This is a genomic window from Oceanibacterium hippocampi (genome assembly GCF_900172325.1).
Taxonomy (GTDB): Bacteria; Pseudomonadota; Alphaproteobacteria; order Sneathiellales; family Sneathiellaceae; genus Oceanibacterium; species Oceanibacterium hippocampi.
The window spans coordinates 1,875,809-1,890,012 of sequence record NZ_FWFR01000001.1 but is presented as its reverse complement, the minus strand read 5'-3'; the positions used below and the strand labels follow the sequence as shown (position 1 = coordinate 1,890,012).

Sequence of the window (14,204 nt, the reverse complement as noted above, 5' to 3'; positions counted from 1 at the left end):
CGCCTACGCCCAAATGCTAATCCTCCTCGCGCAACCAGTACCGGATGACAGCAATCGTGGCCGACAGCACGGAGACGGCATCGCAACAGCTTCCCCTCGTCGACATCGCGCCCTATCGGCGCGGTAACTGCGGGGTCGAATACGTGCACCGGCTGGACAGCGGCCGGCCCGGTCCCTCGGTCGTGGTGAGCGCCATCACGCATGGCAACGAGCCCTGCGGGCTGATCGCCCTCGACTACCTGTTGCGCCGCCATGTCCGCCCGCTCCTGGGTGTGCTGACGCTGATCTTCTGCAATGTCCGGGCCTACCAGACCTACGACCCGTCGCGACCGCTTGCCGCCCGTTTCCTCGACGAGGACATGAACCGGCTCTGGGAGGAGCCGCGCCTGTCCGGCGCCGGCAGCAGCGCCGAACTGAAGCGCGCCCGCGAGATCCGTCCCTTCGTCGAGGCGGCGGACATTCTTCTCGACCTGCATTCGATGCAGTCGCCGGGCGCGGCGCTGGCGCTCGCCGGCACCGCGCCGAAGGGCCGCCGGCTCGCCGAAAGCGTCGGGTACCCGGAATTCGTGATCGCCGACAGGGGTCACGAGAACGGCACCCGGATGCGCGACTTCGGCGCCTTCGACGCGCCGCGCGCCAGGGCCGCGGCCCTGCTCGTCGAATGCGGTCAGCATCTCGACCCGGCGAGCGGCGAGATGGCGCTGACCGCAACACTGCGCCTGCTGGCGGCGCTCGACATGCTGGAGGAGGCCGCGGCTCCGCCGCCGCCCGTCCGGCCGCAGGTCTTCGTTAACGTGACCGAGGCGATCGCCGCCGGAAGCGGGGATTTCGCCTTCCTGGAAAGCTACCGCAACATGACCTGCATCGCGCGGGCCGGCACCCCGATTGCCCGTGATGGCCGGCGCGAGATCGTCACCCCCTACGACGATTGCTACCTGGTGATGCCCTCGCCGCGGATCCGTCCCGGGCTGACCGCCGTCCGTTTCGGAAAGCGCGCCGCATGAGACCTGTCGTTACCGCGCTCGGCCTCGGACTGGCCGGCGGGATCCTGTTCTTTGTCCTGCGCCTGCCGCTGCCCTGGATGCTCGGCGCGCTCATCGTCACCACCGCGGCCGCGCTCTTCGGGCGCGCCATCGCCGTGCCGTCGTCGCTACGCACCCTCATGGTCGCGGTGCTCGGCGTGATGCTCGGCTCCGCCTTCTCGCCCGACATCATCGCCCAGGCGGCGAAATGGCCGGCGGCGATCGCCGCGCTCGCCTTCTACCTGTCGCTCTCGACGGCCCTGGTCTTCCTCTGGTTCCGCATGGTCGGCGGATTCGACGTCGTCACCGCCTATTTCTCCGCGGCCCCGGGCGGGCTCACGACGATGGTCGAGCTGGGCGACGCGCTCGGCGGCGACGGCCGGCGGATCGCCCTCGTCCATTCCATGCGGATCCTGCTGATCGTCAGCGGCATCCCGATCTTCTTCCGCTTCCTCGAGGCCGGCGCCGCGCCGCCACCGCTGGCCGAGGCAACTGCCCGGCTATGGCAGGATTTCGCCCATATCGGGCTTGTCGACGGGCTGGTGCTGGTCGGCTGCGGGATCGTCGGCTGGTGGGGCGGCGAGAAACTGCGGCTGCCGGCCGCCGCCCTGCTCGGGCCGATGATCTGCTCGGTGGTCGTTCATCTCTCGGGCCTGACCGGCTCGACCCCGCCGTCGCTGGCCATCGCGATATCGCAGGTCGTCATCGGCTCGGCGATCGGCTCGCGCTTCCGCGGCGTCCGGCTGGCCGCGATCCGTCACACGCTCGTCGTCACGATCGGCTCGACGGCCCTGATGCTGGGTATCACCGTCGGGCTTTCCTTCGCGCTCTCAGGGCCGCTCGGGATCGACTGGGAACCGCTGGTGCTGGCCTTCGCGCCGGGCGGGCTGGCCGAGATGGCGCTGATCGCGCTGGCGCTCGGCATCGGCACCGCCTTCGTCTCGATGATGCATGTCTTCCGGATCCTGCTGATCGTGCTCGTCGCGCCGCTGGTATTCCGCGTGCTGGCGCCGACCCGGCGACACATGCCGCTGTTCCACCATTCATCCGATCCGAGCGCCGATACGGGGGTAGACGCGCCAGAGGGTGATGGCGCGGACGACCATGAAGAGGGTGAGCGCGAGCCAGAGGCCGTGGTTGCCGAGCGGCGGCACGGCGAGCAGGATCGCGACGACCAGCCCCGCCAGTGACAGGATCATGGCGTTCCGCATATCGCGGGTCTGGGTCGCGCCGATGAAGATCCCGTCGAGCTGGAACGACCAGATCGAGATGATCGGCGAGACGATCACCCACGGCAGATAGTCGCGCGCCAGGCCGCGCACGCTCTCGATATCGGTCAGCAGGTCGATCAGCAACGGCCCGAACAGCCCGTAGAAGAGCGCGTAGAGCACCGCGACGGCGACCGCGCAGACCGTCGTCGCCCGGACCGCGACCCGGTAGGCGGCAAGGTCCCGGCGCCCGATCGCCCGCCCGATCAGGCCCTCGGCGGCGAAGGCGAAACCGTCGAGACCGTAGGCCAGGATATGCTGGAAGTTCATCAGCACCGCGTTGGCGGCCAGCACCACGTCGCCGAACCGCGCGCTCTCGGCGTTGAAATAGGCGAAGCCGGCGGTCAGGCAGAGCGTGCGGATGAAGATGTCGCCATTGACCGAGAAGGTCCGCCTGAGCGCCGTCGGCTCGAAGATCCGCCGCCAGTCGATACCGGTCGTCTCGCCCCGGACCATGCGGAGGACCATCCAGCCGCCGATCAGCATGGCGCTCCAGTCGGCGATCACGGTCGCCAGCGCGACCCCCTTCACGTCCCAGCCGAAGCCGACGACGAACAGCAGGTCGAGGGCGATGTTGACGCCGTTGGTCCAGACCTGCAGGCCAAGCGCGGCGCGCGTCCGGCTCAGCCCGATGAAGACGCCGAGAAAGCAGTAGTTGGCGAGCACCGCCGGCGCGCTCCAGACCCGGACCAGGAAATAGCCGGCGGTCAGCTCCTCGACGCCGGCGCTCGCCGGGTAGATCCAGAGCGCCAGCCAGAGTATCGGCAGTTGCAGGGCGAGGATCGCCAGCCCGACCGCGAAGGCGATCAGCAGCGCCCGGCCGAGCGCCGCCCGCATCTCGTCGCCGTCGCCGGCCCCGTCGGCCTGGGCAATCATCCCGGTCGTCCCCATGCGGAGGAAACCGAATCCCCAGTAGATCAGCGAGAAGATCGTCGCGCCGAGCGTCACCGCGCCCATGTAGCGGGCCTCGGGCAGATGCCCCATGACGGCGGTATCGACGGCGCCCAAGAGCGGCACCGTGGAATTCGACAGGATTACCGGCCAGGCGATCAGCCAGACATTCCAGTAGTCGCGACGGGACGCCCGTCCGGGCGTCGCGATGGGTTCACGCACGTTTCTTGATCCGATTGCAGCCGGTCCCCGCCCGCGCGGCGGGCGCCGCCGAGCATAAGCCGCTCGCCCCGCCGTTCAATCGGAATGCATCGCAGCGGGGCGCTGTCTGCACCCTCAGCGCGGCAGACGCCAGACCAGGACGGCACGGCCGCAACCCGGATCCACCGTCCGTCGATCGAAAACCAGGCCGAGCTTGCGCATGATCCGCGCGGAGGCGTCGTTCCCGACCTGGCAAATGCTGACGATCCCGTCGAGCCGCAGCGTCTCCGTGCCGAAGGCGAGCGCCGCCGTCGCGGCCTCGGTCGCGAAACCTGAACCCCACTGCGCACGAGCGAACCGCCAGCCGATCTCGACCGCCGGCAGAACCTCCGGCAGGAAATCGGGGCGCGCGAAACCGGTGAAGCCGATCAGCCCGCCGATGTCCTTCCGTTCCACCGCGAAGAGGCCGAAGCCGCTCGTCTCCCATTCCCGCTCGAACAGGTCGATCGCGCGGAATGCCTGTTCCGCCGTCCGCACCGAGCCGTCGACGATGAAGCGCATGACCTACGGGTCAGCGCAGATCGCCGCGAAGGGGGCACGATCCCGGTCGCTCCAGCGACGCAGAACGAGGCGCGGGGTTTCGAGGATGGGTCCGGTCATGCCCTGCTATCGCAGTTTCCCGCGCGCCGGCCAAGCAGATCTCAGCTCGCTTTCGTGTCCGGATTAGCCGGTGCCGCGGCGATCAGCGGATGGTCGGCGTCACGGCGATGCTTTTCGCCGCTGGCCCCGCCCGGCCGGCCGAGACCAGTGACCTCGGCGCCAAAGTAGGCCCGGTTGGCGGCCAGGAACGGCGCTTCCTCCGCCGGCAGGTCGTCATCGGGATAGATCGCCGCGACCGGGCAGATCGATTCGCAGATCCCGCAATCGATGCATTCGTCGGGCTGGATGTAGAACATCCGCCCGCCCTCGTAGATGCAGTCGACCGGGCAGACATCGACGCAGGCGCCGTCCTTCACGTCGATGCAGGGACTGGTGATGACATAGGCCATGGGCGTTGCCCGGTTCCGCCCCGCTCAGCGCCCGGACCAGACCGGCGGCCGTCGCTCCATGAAGGCGGCGACGCCTTCCAGGCCGTCCTCGGATTCGAGCGCGTCGACCAGCCCGGGCAGGCGGGCGGCGAGCGCCTCGTCGGCCCGCATGTGGGCGGTCCGTCCGACCACCTGCTTGACCGCCTTCAGTGAGAGCGGCGCGCAGGCGAGGATGTCGGCGACCCAGCGGTCGACCGCGGCGTCGAGCTCGGCGCGCGGCACGACCTCGTTCAGCAGGCCCATGCGGAAGGCGTCCGGGGCCTTGATCCGGTTGCCGGTCAGGAGCATCCCCATCGCCAGTTTGCGCGGAATCTGGCGCGGCAGCTGGACCATCCCGCCATCGAGCGCGAGGCGGCCGACGCGCGGCTCGGGCAGGCCCATCTGGGCCTCCTCGCAGGCGATCGCGATGTCGCAGCCGAGCACCATTTCGAAGCCGCCGCCGAGCGCATAGCCGTTGACGCGGGCGATCACCGGCACGTCCAGGGTCGAACGCATGGCGATGCCGCCGAAGCCGCCGGGCCGCGGACTGGTCCAGTAGGCGACCCCGTTCTTGGCCGAATCGCTCATGTCGGCGCCGGCCGAGAAGGCCCGGTCGCCCGCCCCGGTCAGCACCACGACGCGGACCTCCGGATCGTTCTCGATCTCGGTCCAGATCCGTTGCAACGCCGCCTCCGACGCCTCGTCGATGGCGTTCAGCTTCTTCGGCCGGTCGATGGTGACGCGGGCGACGTGGTCGGCGACTTCGTACAGAATGCTCATCCGAGCACGCCTCCGCTGCGCAGTTCCCTGATACGTTCCTCGGAATAGCCGGCCTCGGCCAGCACCGCCTCGGTGTCGGCGCCGAGCGCCGGCGGGGCATAACGGATGGTCAGCGGCGCCGCCGACATGTGGACCGGCGAGCCGACCAGGCGGATCGCGCCCATCGACGGGTGCTTGGCCTCGACGACCATGCCGTTGTGGTCGGTCTGCGGATCGTCGAGCGCCTCGGCCAGCGTGCGGACCGGGGCGCAGAGCAGGTCCTGTTCCTCCAGCCGGGCCAGCCAGTAGGCGCTGGAATTGCCGGCGAAGGCGGCGCGGAAGCGGGCCTGCAGCTCGTCCTTGGCCTTGCGCTGGGACGGCAGGTCGGGATAGCGCAGCGACAGGTCCTCGATCTCGAGCGCGGCGCAGATGTCGCGCAGCGGGTTCTGCTTGAATGCGCCGACCAGGACGACCGGGCGGTCGGTGGTCTCGAAGACGCCGCTCAGCGGCATCGCCGCCCAGTTCAGGTCCTTGCCCTGCATGAGCTGCATCGCCGCCTCCTGCATCTGCATGGCGAGCATGGAATCGTAGAGCGAGACCTCGATCACCTGGCCCTCGCCGGTCCGGCCGCGCCCGATGATTGCCGCCAGGATGCCCTGCACCATGTGCATGCCGGCGGTGTAGTCGCAGAGCGCCGTCGCGTAGACCGCGGTCGGATGGTGCTCGTCCTGCTTGCGCGCCATCACCCCGGTCACCGCCTGGGCGAGGACGTCCTGCCCGCCCTTGTGGACATTCGGTCCGCTGGAGCCGAAGCCCGAGCCCGAGGCGTAGATGATGCGCGGATTGATCGCCTTCAGCGATTCGTATCCGAGATTGAGCCGTTCCATCACGCCGGGGCGGAAATTGTTGACGATGACGTCGGCCTCGCGCACCAGGTCGCGAACGACCGCCTGCCCCGCCTCGCCGCGGAGGTCGAGGGTGACGCTCCGCTTGTTGCGGTTGAGCGAGCAGAAGACCGGGTTGTCGACATTGCCCGGCGTGGGCTCGATCGAGCCGCGCGACAGGTCGCCGGCGCCCGGCCGTTCGATCTTGATCACGTCGGCGCCGAAATCGGCGAGCGCCTGGGTGGCGCACGGCCCCATCATGACCTGGGTCAGGTCGATGATCCTGATGCCGTCGAGCGGCAATTGCGTTCCGTTGGACACGGTCCCGTCCCTTCTCTCACGACTGAATGGCTTGCGCCGGCGTCATTCTGCGGCGTCGAGGCTCGCGGCATTGGCCGACGGCACGTCGCCCGGATCGGCGCCCTGGGCGCGCATCTGTTTCTGGATCGCCGCCGGATCGACCTCGCGGACCGGAACGTTGCCGTTCAGCGCCAGCGACGCGGCGATCCCCGCCGCCTCGCCCTGGGCCATGCAGGGCGGGATCTCGCGCGACATCTTCTGGGCCTCCGGCGTCGCCGAGTAATGACGCCCGGCAACGACCATCTGCTCGATCCCGCGCGGCAGCAGCGAGCGGTAGGGCGTGTAGTAGTCGCGGCCCCGGCAGACGCTGTCGGGGAAGTGGCGGCGGCTGACGATATCCTCCTTGGTGACGACATAATCGCCCTGCAGGAGGCGGGTCTGGCGGACGCCGATCTGTTCGCCGCTGTCGAGCAGGTAGGACTTCTCGAAGCCCGGCATGTTGGCGCGGGCGAATTCGAGCAGGTTGACCATCCGTTCGCGGCCGTCGAACTCGGCCGCCGTCAGATGCTCGACCGAGAGCCCGTCGTAACCGGTCATGTGCGGGCAATTGCACCAGACGATCCCCGGAAGCGGAGTCTTGAGCCACCAGCGCTCCCACGCGCCGCCGATGATCCGCCGGGCCTGCCGGTCGAGCTTCCGGTAGACGTCCGGCTGTTCCCACTCGAAGGCCTCGGCGGTGTCGGTGTCTACGCCGCCGAGCCGGAACACGGTGGTGACGATATAGGCCCCCTGGGTGAATTCGGCGCCGGACCGGTAGGCGACGTCGAGATCGCCGGTGGCGTCGATCACCACGTCGGCCAGCATCGCCTGGCGGCCCATCTTGGTCTCGCAGATCACGCCGCGAATCCGGCCGTCCTCGACGATCGGCTCGGAGAACCAGCTGTGGAGCCGCAGGTTGACCCCGGTTTCCTTGACCAGGTCGAGCGAGACCCGCTTCCAGCCGTCCGGGTCGAAGGCGACCGAATAGATGATCGGCTGCAGCTTGCCCGGCTGGTGGAAATCGTTGCAGCCCCAGCGCGCCCAGCGCCGGAACATCGCCTCGTCGAGGCGGCGGTCGTCCTCCGGCGGATAGACGGCGAGGCCGATCCGGTCGATCCGCTCGATCACCTCGCTCATGATCCCGGTAACGGTGATCTCGGCGCCGTTGGTCATGTCGTCGAGCACCAGGACCATGCCGCCCGAGGCCATGCCGCCCAGGTGCGGATAGCGTTCCAGCATGGTGACCGAGGCGCCGTTCCGCGCCGCCGAGACCGCCGCGCCGAGACCGGCCGCGCCGCCGCCGACCACCAGCACATCGGAGGTCGAGACGACCGGCACATCGCGGGCCGCTTCGCGCACTGTCTTGATCTCGTTCATCTCTTCTTCCTCCAGAATTCGGATGCGCCGGGCCTAGTGGGCGGTCGGCGGCTTCCAGCGGATCAACCGCTTCTCGATTGCAGTGACCGACGCGAACAGGACCACCGCGAGGCCGGATGCAACGAAGACGGTGGCGTAGAGCAGCGGCGAGCGGAAGTTGTAGGTCGCCTCCAGGATCAGCGCGCCGAGGCCGAAATTGGAGCCGATCCATTCGCCGACGATGGCGCCGATGACGCAGGTCGTGGTGGCGATCTTCAGCGCCGCGAACAGGAAGGGCAGCGACGACTGGATGCGGATCTTCCAGAACACCTCGGACTTGCTGGCCGACAGGATGCGCATCAGGTCGAGCATCTGCGGGCTCACAGATTCCAGCCCGCGCACCATGTTGACCAGCGTCGGGAAGAAGCAGATCAGCGCCGCGATCATCACCTTGGGCGCGAAGCCGTTGCCGAAGATCAGCACCAGGATCGGCGCGATGGCGAGGATCGGGATGGTGTTGACGAAGACCGCGAGCGGGTAGAAGGCGCGCTCCGCCGTCTTGTTGTGGACGAAGGAAATCGCGATCAGCACCGCCACCAGGTTGCCGACGAAGAAGCCGGCCAGGCTTTCCAGCGCCGTCGGCACCAGGTTGTCGAACAGCAGCTTGTATTCCCGGCCGAACTCGCCGAGCACGTCGAGCGGGGTCGGCGCGATATAGGCCGGCACCCCGAACAGCATGACGCCCAGTTGCCAGGCGAGCAGGATCGCGATCGCGGCGAGCACGGGCGGCGAGCGCCGCCGCCAGGCTGCCAGGCGCAGGCTGCGTTCGCTCTTGCCGGCGGCGTGCGTCGCGCCGGCTTCTTCGGTGACGGCCATCAGCAGCTCTCCAGGAGTTCTCTGAGATGGGCGGCGATCTTCACGAACTCGATGCTCTCCCGGTCGCGAAGGCGCCTCGGATAGGCAAGCGGCACGTCGACAAGGTCGCGGCAGCGACCCGGGTTGGCGCTCATCACCAGGACCCGCTTGCCGAGGAAGGCGGCCTCCGGGATGCTGTGCGTGACGAACAGGATCGTCGTCCCGGTCTCCCGCCAGATCCGCAGCAGTTCCTCGTTGAGCTTGTCCCGGGTGATCTCGTCGAGGGCGCCGAACGGCTCGTCCATCAGCAGCACGCGCGGTTGCGTCACCAGTGCCCGGGCGATCGCCACGCGCTGGCGCATGCCGCCGGAGAGTTCGTGCGGCAGGGCCTCCTCCCGGCCGGCGAGGCCGACCAGGTCGAGCAGTTCCTCCGGCGTCCGCGGGCCGACCCGGCCGCCGGCGCTGCGGCCGACCTCGAGCGGCAGGCGGACATTGTCGATCGCGCTTCGCCAGGGCAGCAGGGTGGCATCCTGGAAGACGAAGGAGATCGCCCGGTCGGTGCGCGCCTGCTCGGTGCTGCCGCCGAGCACGCGGACCGTGCCCGAGGTCGGCGCCACCAGGTCGGCGACGACCCGGAGCAGGGTCGACTTGCCGCAGCCGGACGGCCCGAGCATGGTCAGGAAGCCGCCCTCCTCGACCGCGAGCGAGATATTCTCGAGCGCCGTCACGGGCCCGCTGTCGGTTTCGAAGCGGACCGTGACGTCGTCCAGGATGAGGGCGCCGGAGCCGGAGTCGGCAACGACCTCCGGCTCCATGACCGCGGTGGCGCCCATCAGCCGATCTTGGGCCTGACGTCGGCGGTCGCCTCGAGGACCGCGAGCGTCATGACATCCTCGACCTTCGGCACCTCGCCCTTGAACTGGTCGAGCTTGGCGTAGATCTCGATCTGCTCGGCCCAGTTGTCGGTCTCCATGGTGCCCCAGCCCTTGGCCTTCGTCTTGTCGGTGAAGGAGAAGCCGAGGACGCCCTGGATGGCCTCCATCTCGGACGCCTTTTCCATCCGGGGATAGGCCTCGACCAGCATGTCGACCGCCTTTTCCGGGTTGTTGTAGGCGTATTCCCAGCCGCGGGCGGAGCCCTTCAGGAAATTCACGACGGTGTCGAATTCCGTGTCCAGCGTCTGGTCGGTGACATAGTAGGGATTGGCGTAGAGCTGGATGCCGGTGTCCCAGAGCATCAGGTCGACGCGGTCGTCGCCGATCACCTTCAGCGCGTTGGTGTTGGTCAGCCAGCCGGTCACCGCCTGCGCCTGGCCGGTCATCAGCTGGTTCATGTCGCTGCCCATCGGCACGATGGTGACCTGGTCCTCGGCAATGCCGTTCTTGGCGAGCAGCGCGCGGAGCAGGATGTAGGCGGTCTTGTTGGTGGCGATGGTCTTGCCGACCATGTCCTGGGCCGAGCGGATCGGCGCCTGTTCGCGCGAGAAATAGGTGAAGGGGTGCTTCTGGTAGCCGGCGGCGATGCATTTGATCGGGATGCCGGCGGAACGCGCGAGCATCAGCGACGGGCTCGAGGAAAGCTGGCCGACCATGGCGCGGCCGGCGGCCACCGAGGCGACGCCGTCGACGCTCGGCCCGCCCGGGGTGATCTCGAGCTCGATGCCGCTCTCGGCGTAATAGCCGAGCTTGCTGGCGACCACCTCGCCGATGACGCCGTTGCTGGCGAGCCAGCCGAGCTGCATGTTGACCGTGGTCGCCGCATGCGCCGGGCGCGAAATGCCGAGCAGCGTTCCGCCCATGCCGAGGGCGGCGGCCGTCATCGCCGTCCCGGCCAGCATCTGGCGCCGGTTCAAGGACCTGAAATGTCGTGTCATTGGCTGGTTCTCCCTGCCTGCCGTCTCACCTGTTCCGGCGCTTGGCGCGCCTGGTACCCTGTACAAGGCTGTCCCGGCCCTGGGGCCGCGCGACGTTTTCCGCCGCTTTCGACTTTCTGATTGACGAAAGCGTGACACGCACCCCTGATAATCAGAAGCGCAATTTTTCGCTCTAAGCGCTGCCTTTTCGGCATCACCATGGCGGCGCGGAACGGGGAGCTGGAACATGCATGCGGTGGTTCTCCGCTATTTCGACGAGGTCGCCCGCCGGGGTTCGATCCGCAAGGCGGCGCAGTCGCTGAACGTCGCCTCCTCGGCGGTCAACCGGCAGATCCTGAAGCTCGAGGAGGAACTCGGCACCCGCCTGTTCGAGCGCCTCGCCGACGGCGTCCGCCTGACCCGGGCCGGCGAGATCCTGATCCGCCATACCCGGAACACGCTGTACGAGTTCGAGCGCACCCGGTCCGACATCGAGCATATGCGCGACCTCAAGACCGGCCATGTCAGCATCGCGGCGCTGGAATCGCTGCTGCTGGAATTCCTGCCCGACGCGGTCAGCGAATTCGCCATCGACCACCCAGGCATCACCTTCGCGGTCAACGAGGCGCCGCCGGAGGCGATCGTCGAGGCGGTCGCCACCGGCGAGGTCGATGTCGGGATTTCGTTCCTGCCCGATTCGCTCCCGCTCGCCCACGTGGTCGCGGAGATCCCGGCCCCGCTGAAGCTGATCGTCTCGCCGCAGCATCCGCTGGCGACCCGCCGCTTCGTCCGCCTGCAGGAATGCGCCGGCTACCCGCTGGCGCTGATCTACGGCAGCCGGATCGTCACCGATTCCCTGCGCGAGGAACTCGCCGCCACCACCGAGCCGCAGATGACGCGGGTCGAGACCAACGCGCTCGACATGGTGAAACGGGTCGTCGCGGCGAATGTCTGCCTCGGCTTCCTGACCGAGATCGGCGTCCGCCGGGAGCTGGAGGAAGGCACGCTGATGGCGATCCCGCTGGTCGATTCACGGCTTTCCGAGCTCCGGATGGGGATCATCGTGCCGTCCGAGAAGCGCCTCGCCTTTGCCGCCCGCATCTTCGTCGAGCACCTGACCTCCTGCATGAACCGCCTGAGCACCTGAGCCGGCAGGGCAGTGCGCTAGCGCAATTCGAAGAGTTCCTGGTGAAAGGCCGCGTCGACTGGCATGCCGCGGGCGGCGAAATCCGCCCGAAGGGCCTTGCCCAAGCCGCCGGGCCCACAGAACCAGAGGCTCGCCTCCCGCCATTCCGGAACGGCTTCGCGAATGCGCTGGCCGGTCAGCCGGCCGTCGCGCCCGTCGATCAGCAGATGGAGGCGGACGTTGGCGGCGCGGGCGTCTTCCGCCAGGCGTTCGAGCGCCGCCTCGTCGACCTCGCGCGTGCTGTGGAACAGGTCGATCCCGGGCCGCGCCGCGCCGCCGTCGCGCTTCGCCATCTCCTTCAGCCGGGCGACGAAGGGTGTGATCCCGATGCCCGCGCCGACCCAGATCTGGCGCGGCGCGCCGTCATGGAAGGTGAAGCAGCCATACGGGCCTTCGACGGTCACCTTCTGCCCGACCTTCAGACGGTCGACCAGGCCAGTTGTATGGTCGCCCAGTTCCTTCGAAATGAAGGTGATCCACGGCTCGGCCGGATCCCACGCGGAGGCGATCGTATAGGGGTGTGCCCCTTCCAGCCTGTCGGAAGTGGCGAAGGCGAACTGCCCGGCCTCGTGCCCCGGCCAGCCGGGGCCGAGCCTGACCACGGTCTCGAGCGAGTGGACGCCCGGGTAGTGATGCATCGCCACGATTTCGCCGGCCACGCGCCGGCCCGCGCCGATCCGCCCGAAGAGCGAGACGACGGCCGCGAGGCAGCCGGCACCCAGCAGGATCGCCATGACGAGGCCGAGCGGCGTCAGCCACATCTCGTAGTCCAGCAGGATGACGGCGTGAAATGCCAGCAGCAGATAGACGACCGGCATGACCCGGTGGCTGTAGCGGAACAGGCGATAGGGGATCAGCTTGATCAATGCGATCAACAGAAGGACGAGCATGCCGTAGAAGGCCCATTCGCCGGGACCTTCGGCCGCGTCGCGATAGTCGAGGAGGAAGCGCTGGACCGGGTCGGTGATCTCCGCCCGCGGCCCCCGGGCGGGACGGTCGAGCCAACCCAGCCCGACCGCCCATTTCGGCGCCTCGGACCAAAGCCAGTGAAAGACCGCAAGGCCGAGCGCACCGATCCCGAGCCATTTGTGCAGCCGGTAAACCTTGTCGAGCCCGCCCAGTCTTGCCTCGGGCCAGCGCGGTCTGATCGACAGGATCATCGCGACGCTCATTGCCGCGATCGCCAGGACACCGCTGAACTGCATGACCTGATGGCGGAACGCGAAGACATCCGCGGCGGAGAATATGGCCGGGTTCAGGGCCAGCCAGAGCAGACCCAGCACGACCCAGAAACCCCAGAAAATCCAGACATTCGTACGCGGCACGACGACCTCCGTTACTGGCTCGGGGTCTTTCTAGGTCGTGCCGGGCCCGTTCGCTTTGACTGACATCAATTTTCCACCCGGGGGCGGCCACGTGAGCGCCCCGCTCAGCCTGACCGGGCATGGCCAAGGTGCCCTGGAAGCGATCCCGCTCGTCGATCCATGGCTTTCCGGTCTGCGCATGGGGATCATCATGCCGTCCCGGAAGCGCCTTGCCCTTGCCGCCCGCATCTTCGTCGAGCGCCTGACCTCCTGCATGAACCGCCTCAGTACTTGAGATATATGTTCCATTTTACTAATATTTATGCCGACGTGACGTTTGCCGAACTGGGGGCGGCAGCGTAATGACGACGTTCAAGGAACAGGAGAAGGCCGGCTGGACCGAGAAGGCCGATGCCTACGACACCGCCTTCGCGAGTATCACGCGCCAGGCAATCGAACCGATCCTCGGCGCGGCCGGGTCGCTGGAGGGAAAGCGGCTGCTCGACATCTGCTGCGGCCCGGGCGATCTTGCCGCTGCGGCGAGCGACCGCGGCGCAACGGTCACGGGTGTCGACTTTTCACCGACCATGGTCGGGATCGCGGCGGCAAGAGCCCCCTCGGCCGACATCCGCATGGGTGACGCGGAGGCCCTCACCCTGCCGGATGACAGCTTCGATATCGCCGTTTCCGCTTTCGGTCTCTGGCATCTGGCCGACGCCGACGGCGCCCTTCGCGAAGCGGCACGCGTGCTGACACCCGGCGGGCACTTCCTCTACACGACCTGGCTCCCGCCGGATGAAGGCTGGGAGATGTTCGCCATGCTGATGGCTGCCATCAAGCGTCATGGCAGGCTCGACGTGCCGCTGCCGCCCGCTCCTCCGCCTTTTCGGTTTGCCGAGGAAGCGACAGCGCGGGCGGCGCTCCACGATGCAGGCTTCACTGCCATCGCCTTCGACCGCGCAGTCGCGCTCCATGAACCGGCGAACGGTCAGGAGTTCATCGATCTGATCTACAAGTCGACAGTCCGGGCGGCGATGCTGATCGAATTGCAGGCGCCCGCCGCCCGCAAGGCAATCACCGAGGAACTTCGCGCGGGCGCCGAGGCGAAACGCGAGAACGGGCGGATCACCATACGCTGGCCCTACCTGCTCGGCAGCGCCAGGGCCATCTGAGTGCCGTTGCAGTCATGAACGTCCTCACCGACCGTGTTCGTAACCCGG

The 14,204-nt window shown here is 68.1% G+C and carries 15 protein-coding genes and 1 pseudogene; 5 read left to right on the top strand and 11 right to left on the bottom strand.

Going from position 1 to position 14,204, the window contains the following annotated elements; translation table 11 throughout:
* The first annotated feature begins 56 nt into the window (after positions 1 to 56).
* Both OCH7691_RS08970 and OCH7691_RS23640 read left to right on the top strand, forming a co-directional pair.
* Positions 57 to 1,004 (top strand): M14 family metallopeptidase, encoded by a 948-nt coding sequence (locus OCH7691_RS08970; RefSeq protein ID WP_217807869.1) that lies wholly within the window; start codon positions 57 to 59, stop codon positions 1,002 to 1,004.
* Positions 1,001 to 2,017, top strand: a pseudogene (locus OCH7691_RS23640) (AbrB family transcriptional regulator); the annotation flags it as partial. The gene OCH7691_RS08970 and the pseudogene OCH7691_RS23640, both read left to right, overlap by 4 nt.
* 48 nt (positions 2,018 to 2,065) lie before the next feature.
* On the opposite strand, the gene OCH7691_RS08960 reads toward OCH7691_RS23640, so the two are convergent.
* From OCH7691_RS08960 to OCH7691_RS08920, 10 genes are all read right to left on the bottom strand, one after another.
* Positions 2,066 to 3,403, bottom strand: coding sequence for an MATE family efflux transporter (locus OCH7691_RS08960; protein WP_217807868.1), 1,338 nt, complete (start codon positions 3,401 to 3,403; stop codon positions 2,066 to 2,068).
* 114 nt (positions 3,404 to 3,517) lie between these two features.
* Complete coding sequence (locus OCH7691_RS08955) at positions 3,518 to 3,943, bottom strand: GNAT family N-acetyltransferase (protein WP_085883030.1); 426 nt, start codon at positions 3,941 to 3,943, stop codon at positions 3,518 to 3,520.
* A 3-nt stretch (positions 3,944 to 3,946) separates the two neighbouring features.
* Positions 3,947 to 4,042, bottom strand: coding sequence for a GNAT family N-acetyltransferase (locus OCH7691_RS23495; protein ID WP_217807867.1), 96 nt, complete (start codon positions 4,040 to 4,042; stop codon positions 3,947 to 3,949).
* 41 nt (positions 4,043 to 4,083) lie between these two features.
* Positions 4,084 to 4,431 (bottom strand): ferredoxin, encoded by a 348-nt coding sequence (gene fdxA / locus OCH7691_RS08950; protein ID WP_085883028.1) that lies wholly within the window; start codon positions 4,429 to 4,431, stop codon positions 4,084 to 4,086.
* Between the two features lie 24 nt (positions 4,432 to 4,455).
* Entirely contained in the window at positions 4,456 to 5,229 is a 774-nt protein-coding gene (locus OCH7691_RS08945; RefSeq protein WP_085883027.1) for an enoyl-CoA hydratase-related protein, read from the bottom strand.
* Positions 5,226 to 6,413, bottom strand: a complete 1,188-nt coding sequence (locus OCH7691_RS08940; RefSeq protein ID WP_085883025.1) for a CaiB/BaiF CoA transferase family protein — start codon at positions 6,411 to 6,413, stop codon at positions 5,226 to 5,228. The genes OCH7691_RS08945 and OCH7691_RS08940 overlap by 4 nt, the downstream gene beginning before the upstream one ends.
* A 42-nt stretch (positions 6,414 to 6,455) precedes the next feature.
* Positions 6,456 to 7,808 carry an FAD-dependent oxidoreductase gene (locus OCH7691_RS08935; protein WP_085883024.1) on the bottom strand — a complete coding sequence of 451 codons (1,353 nt, stop codon included), beginning with the start codon at positions 7,806 to 7,808 and terminating at the stop codon, positions 6,456 to 6,458.
* A gap of 33 nt (positions 7,809 to 7,841) precedes the next feature.
* Positions 7,842 to 8,663, bottom strand: a complete 822-nt coding sequence (locus tag OCH7691_RS08930; RefSeq protein WP_085883022.1) for an ABC transporter permease — start codon at positions 8,661 to 8,663, stop codon at positions 7,842 to 7,844.
* Positions 8,663 to 9,478: an ABC transporter ATP-binding protein gene (locus OCH7691_RS08925; RefSeq protein ID WP_370853110.1), complete on the bottom strand. Its 816-nt coding sequence runs from the start codon at positions 9,476 to 9,478 to the stop codon at positions 8,663 to 8,665. The genes OCH7691_RS08930 and OCH7691_RS08925 overlap by 1 nt, the downstream gene beginning before the upstream one ends.
* Positions 9,475 to 10,515 carry an ABC transporter substrate-binding protein gene (locus OCH7691_RS08920; RefSeq protein WP_085883019.1) on the bottom strand — a complete coding sequence of 347 codons (1,041 nt, stop codon included), beginning with the start codon at positions 10,513 to 10,515 and terminating at the stop codon, positions 9,475 to 9,477. Before OCH7691_RS08920 ends, OCH7691_RS08925 begins: the two co-directional genes overlap by 4 nt.
* Before the next feature lie 226 nt (positions 10,516 to 10,741).
* On the opposite strand from OCH7691_RS08920, the gene OCH7691_RS08915 reads away from it, so the two are divergent.
* Positions 10,742 to 11,641 (top strand): LysR family transcriptional regulator, encoded by a 900-nt coding sequence (locus OCH7691_RS08915; RefSeq protein ID WP_085883018.1) that lies wholly within the window; start codon positions 10,742 to 10,744, stop codon positions 11,639 to 11,641.
* A gap of 17 nt (positions 11,642 to 11,658) precedes the next feature.
* Here OCH7691_RS08915 and OCH7691_RS08910 read toward each other — a convergent pair whose 3' ends face one another.
* Positions 11,659 to 13,005, bottom strand: a complete 1,347-nt coding sequence (locus OCH7691_RS08910) for a ferredoxin reductase family protein (protein WP_217807866.1) — start codon at positions 13,003 to 13,005, stop codon at positions 11,659 to 11,661.
* Between the two features lie 91 nt (positions 13,006 to 13,096).
* Between OCH7691_RS08910 and OCH7691_RS08905 the strand changes: the two genes are divergently transcribed.
* Entirely contained in the window at positions 13,097 to 13,279 is a 183-nt protein-coding gene (locus OCH7691_RS08905) for a hypothetical protein (RefSeq protein ID WP_085883016.1), read from the top strand.
* Positions 13,280 to 13,346: 67 nt separating this feature from the next.
* Positions 13,347 to 14,156 (top strand): class I SAM-dependent methyltransferase, encoded by an 810-nt coding sequence (locus tag OCH7691_RS08900; protein WP_085883015.1) that lies wholly within the window; start codon positions 13,347 to 13,349, stop codon positions 14,154 to 14,156.
* Positions 14,157 to 14,204 lie beyond the last annotated feature (48 nt).

Bases quoted from the DNA above. Each gene is read 5' to 3' on its own strand.
- OCH7691_RS08930 (WP_085883022.1), bottom strand. From the start codon at position 8,663: ATGGCCGTCACCGAAGAAGCCGGCGCGACGCACGCCGCCGGCAAGAGC.
- OCH7691_RS08915 (WP_085883018.1), top strand. From the start codon at position 10,742: ATGCATGCGGTGGTTCTCCGCTATTTCGACGAGGTCGCCCGCCGGGGT.
- fdxA (WP_085883028.1), bottom strand. From the start codon at position 4,431: ATGGCCTATGTCATCACCAGTCCCTGCATCGACGTGAAGGACGGCGCC.
- OCH7691_RS23495 (WP_217807867.1), bottom strand. From the start codon at position 4,042: ATGACCGGACCCATCCTCGAAACCCCGCGCCTCGTTCTGCGTCGCTGG.
- OCH7691_RS08900 (WP_085883015.1), top strand. From the start codon at position 13,347: ATGACGACGTTCAAGGAACAGGAGAAGGCCGGCTGGACCGAGAAGGCC.
- OCH7691_RS08955 (WP_085883030.1), bottom strand. From the start codon at position 3,943: ATGCGCTTCATCGTCGACGGCTCGGTGCGGACGGCGGAACAGGCATTC.
- OCH7691_RS08920 (WP_085883019.1), bottom strand. From the start codon at position 10,515: ATGACACGACATTTCAGGTCCTTGAACCGGCGCCAGATGCTGGCCGGG.
- OCH7691_RS08945 (WP_085883027.1), bottom strand. From the start codon at position 5,229: ATGAGCATTCTGTACGAAGTCGCCGACCACGTCGCCCGCGTCACCATC.
- OCH7691_RS08935 (WP_085883024.1), bottom strand. From the start codon at position 7,808: ATGAACGAGATCAAGACAGTGCGCGAAGCGGCCCGCGATGTGCCGGTC.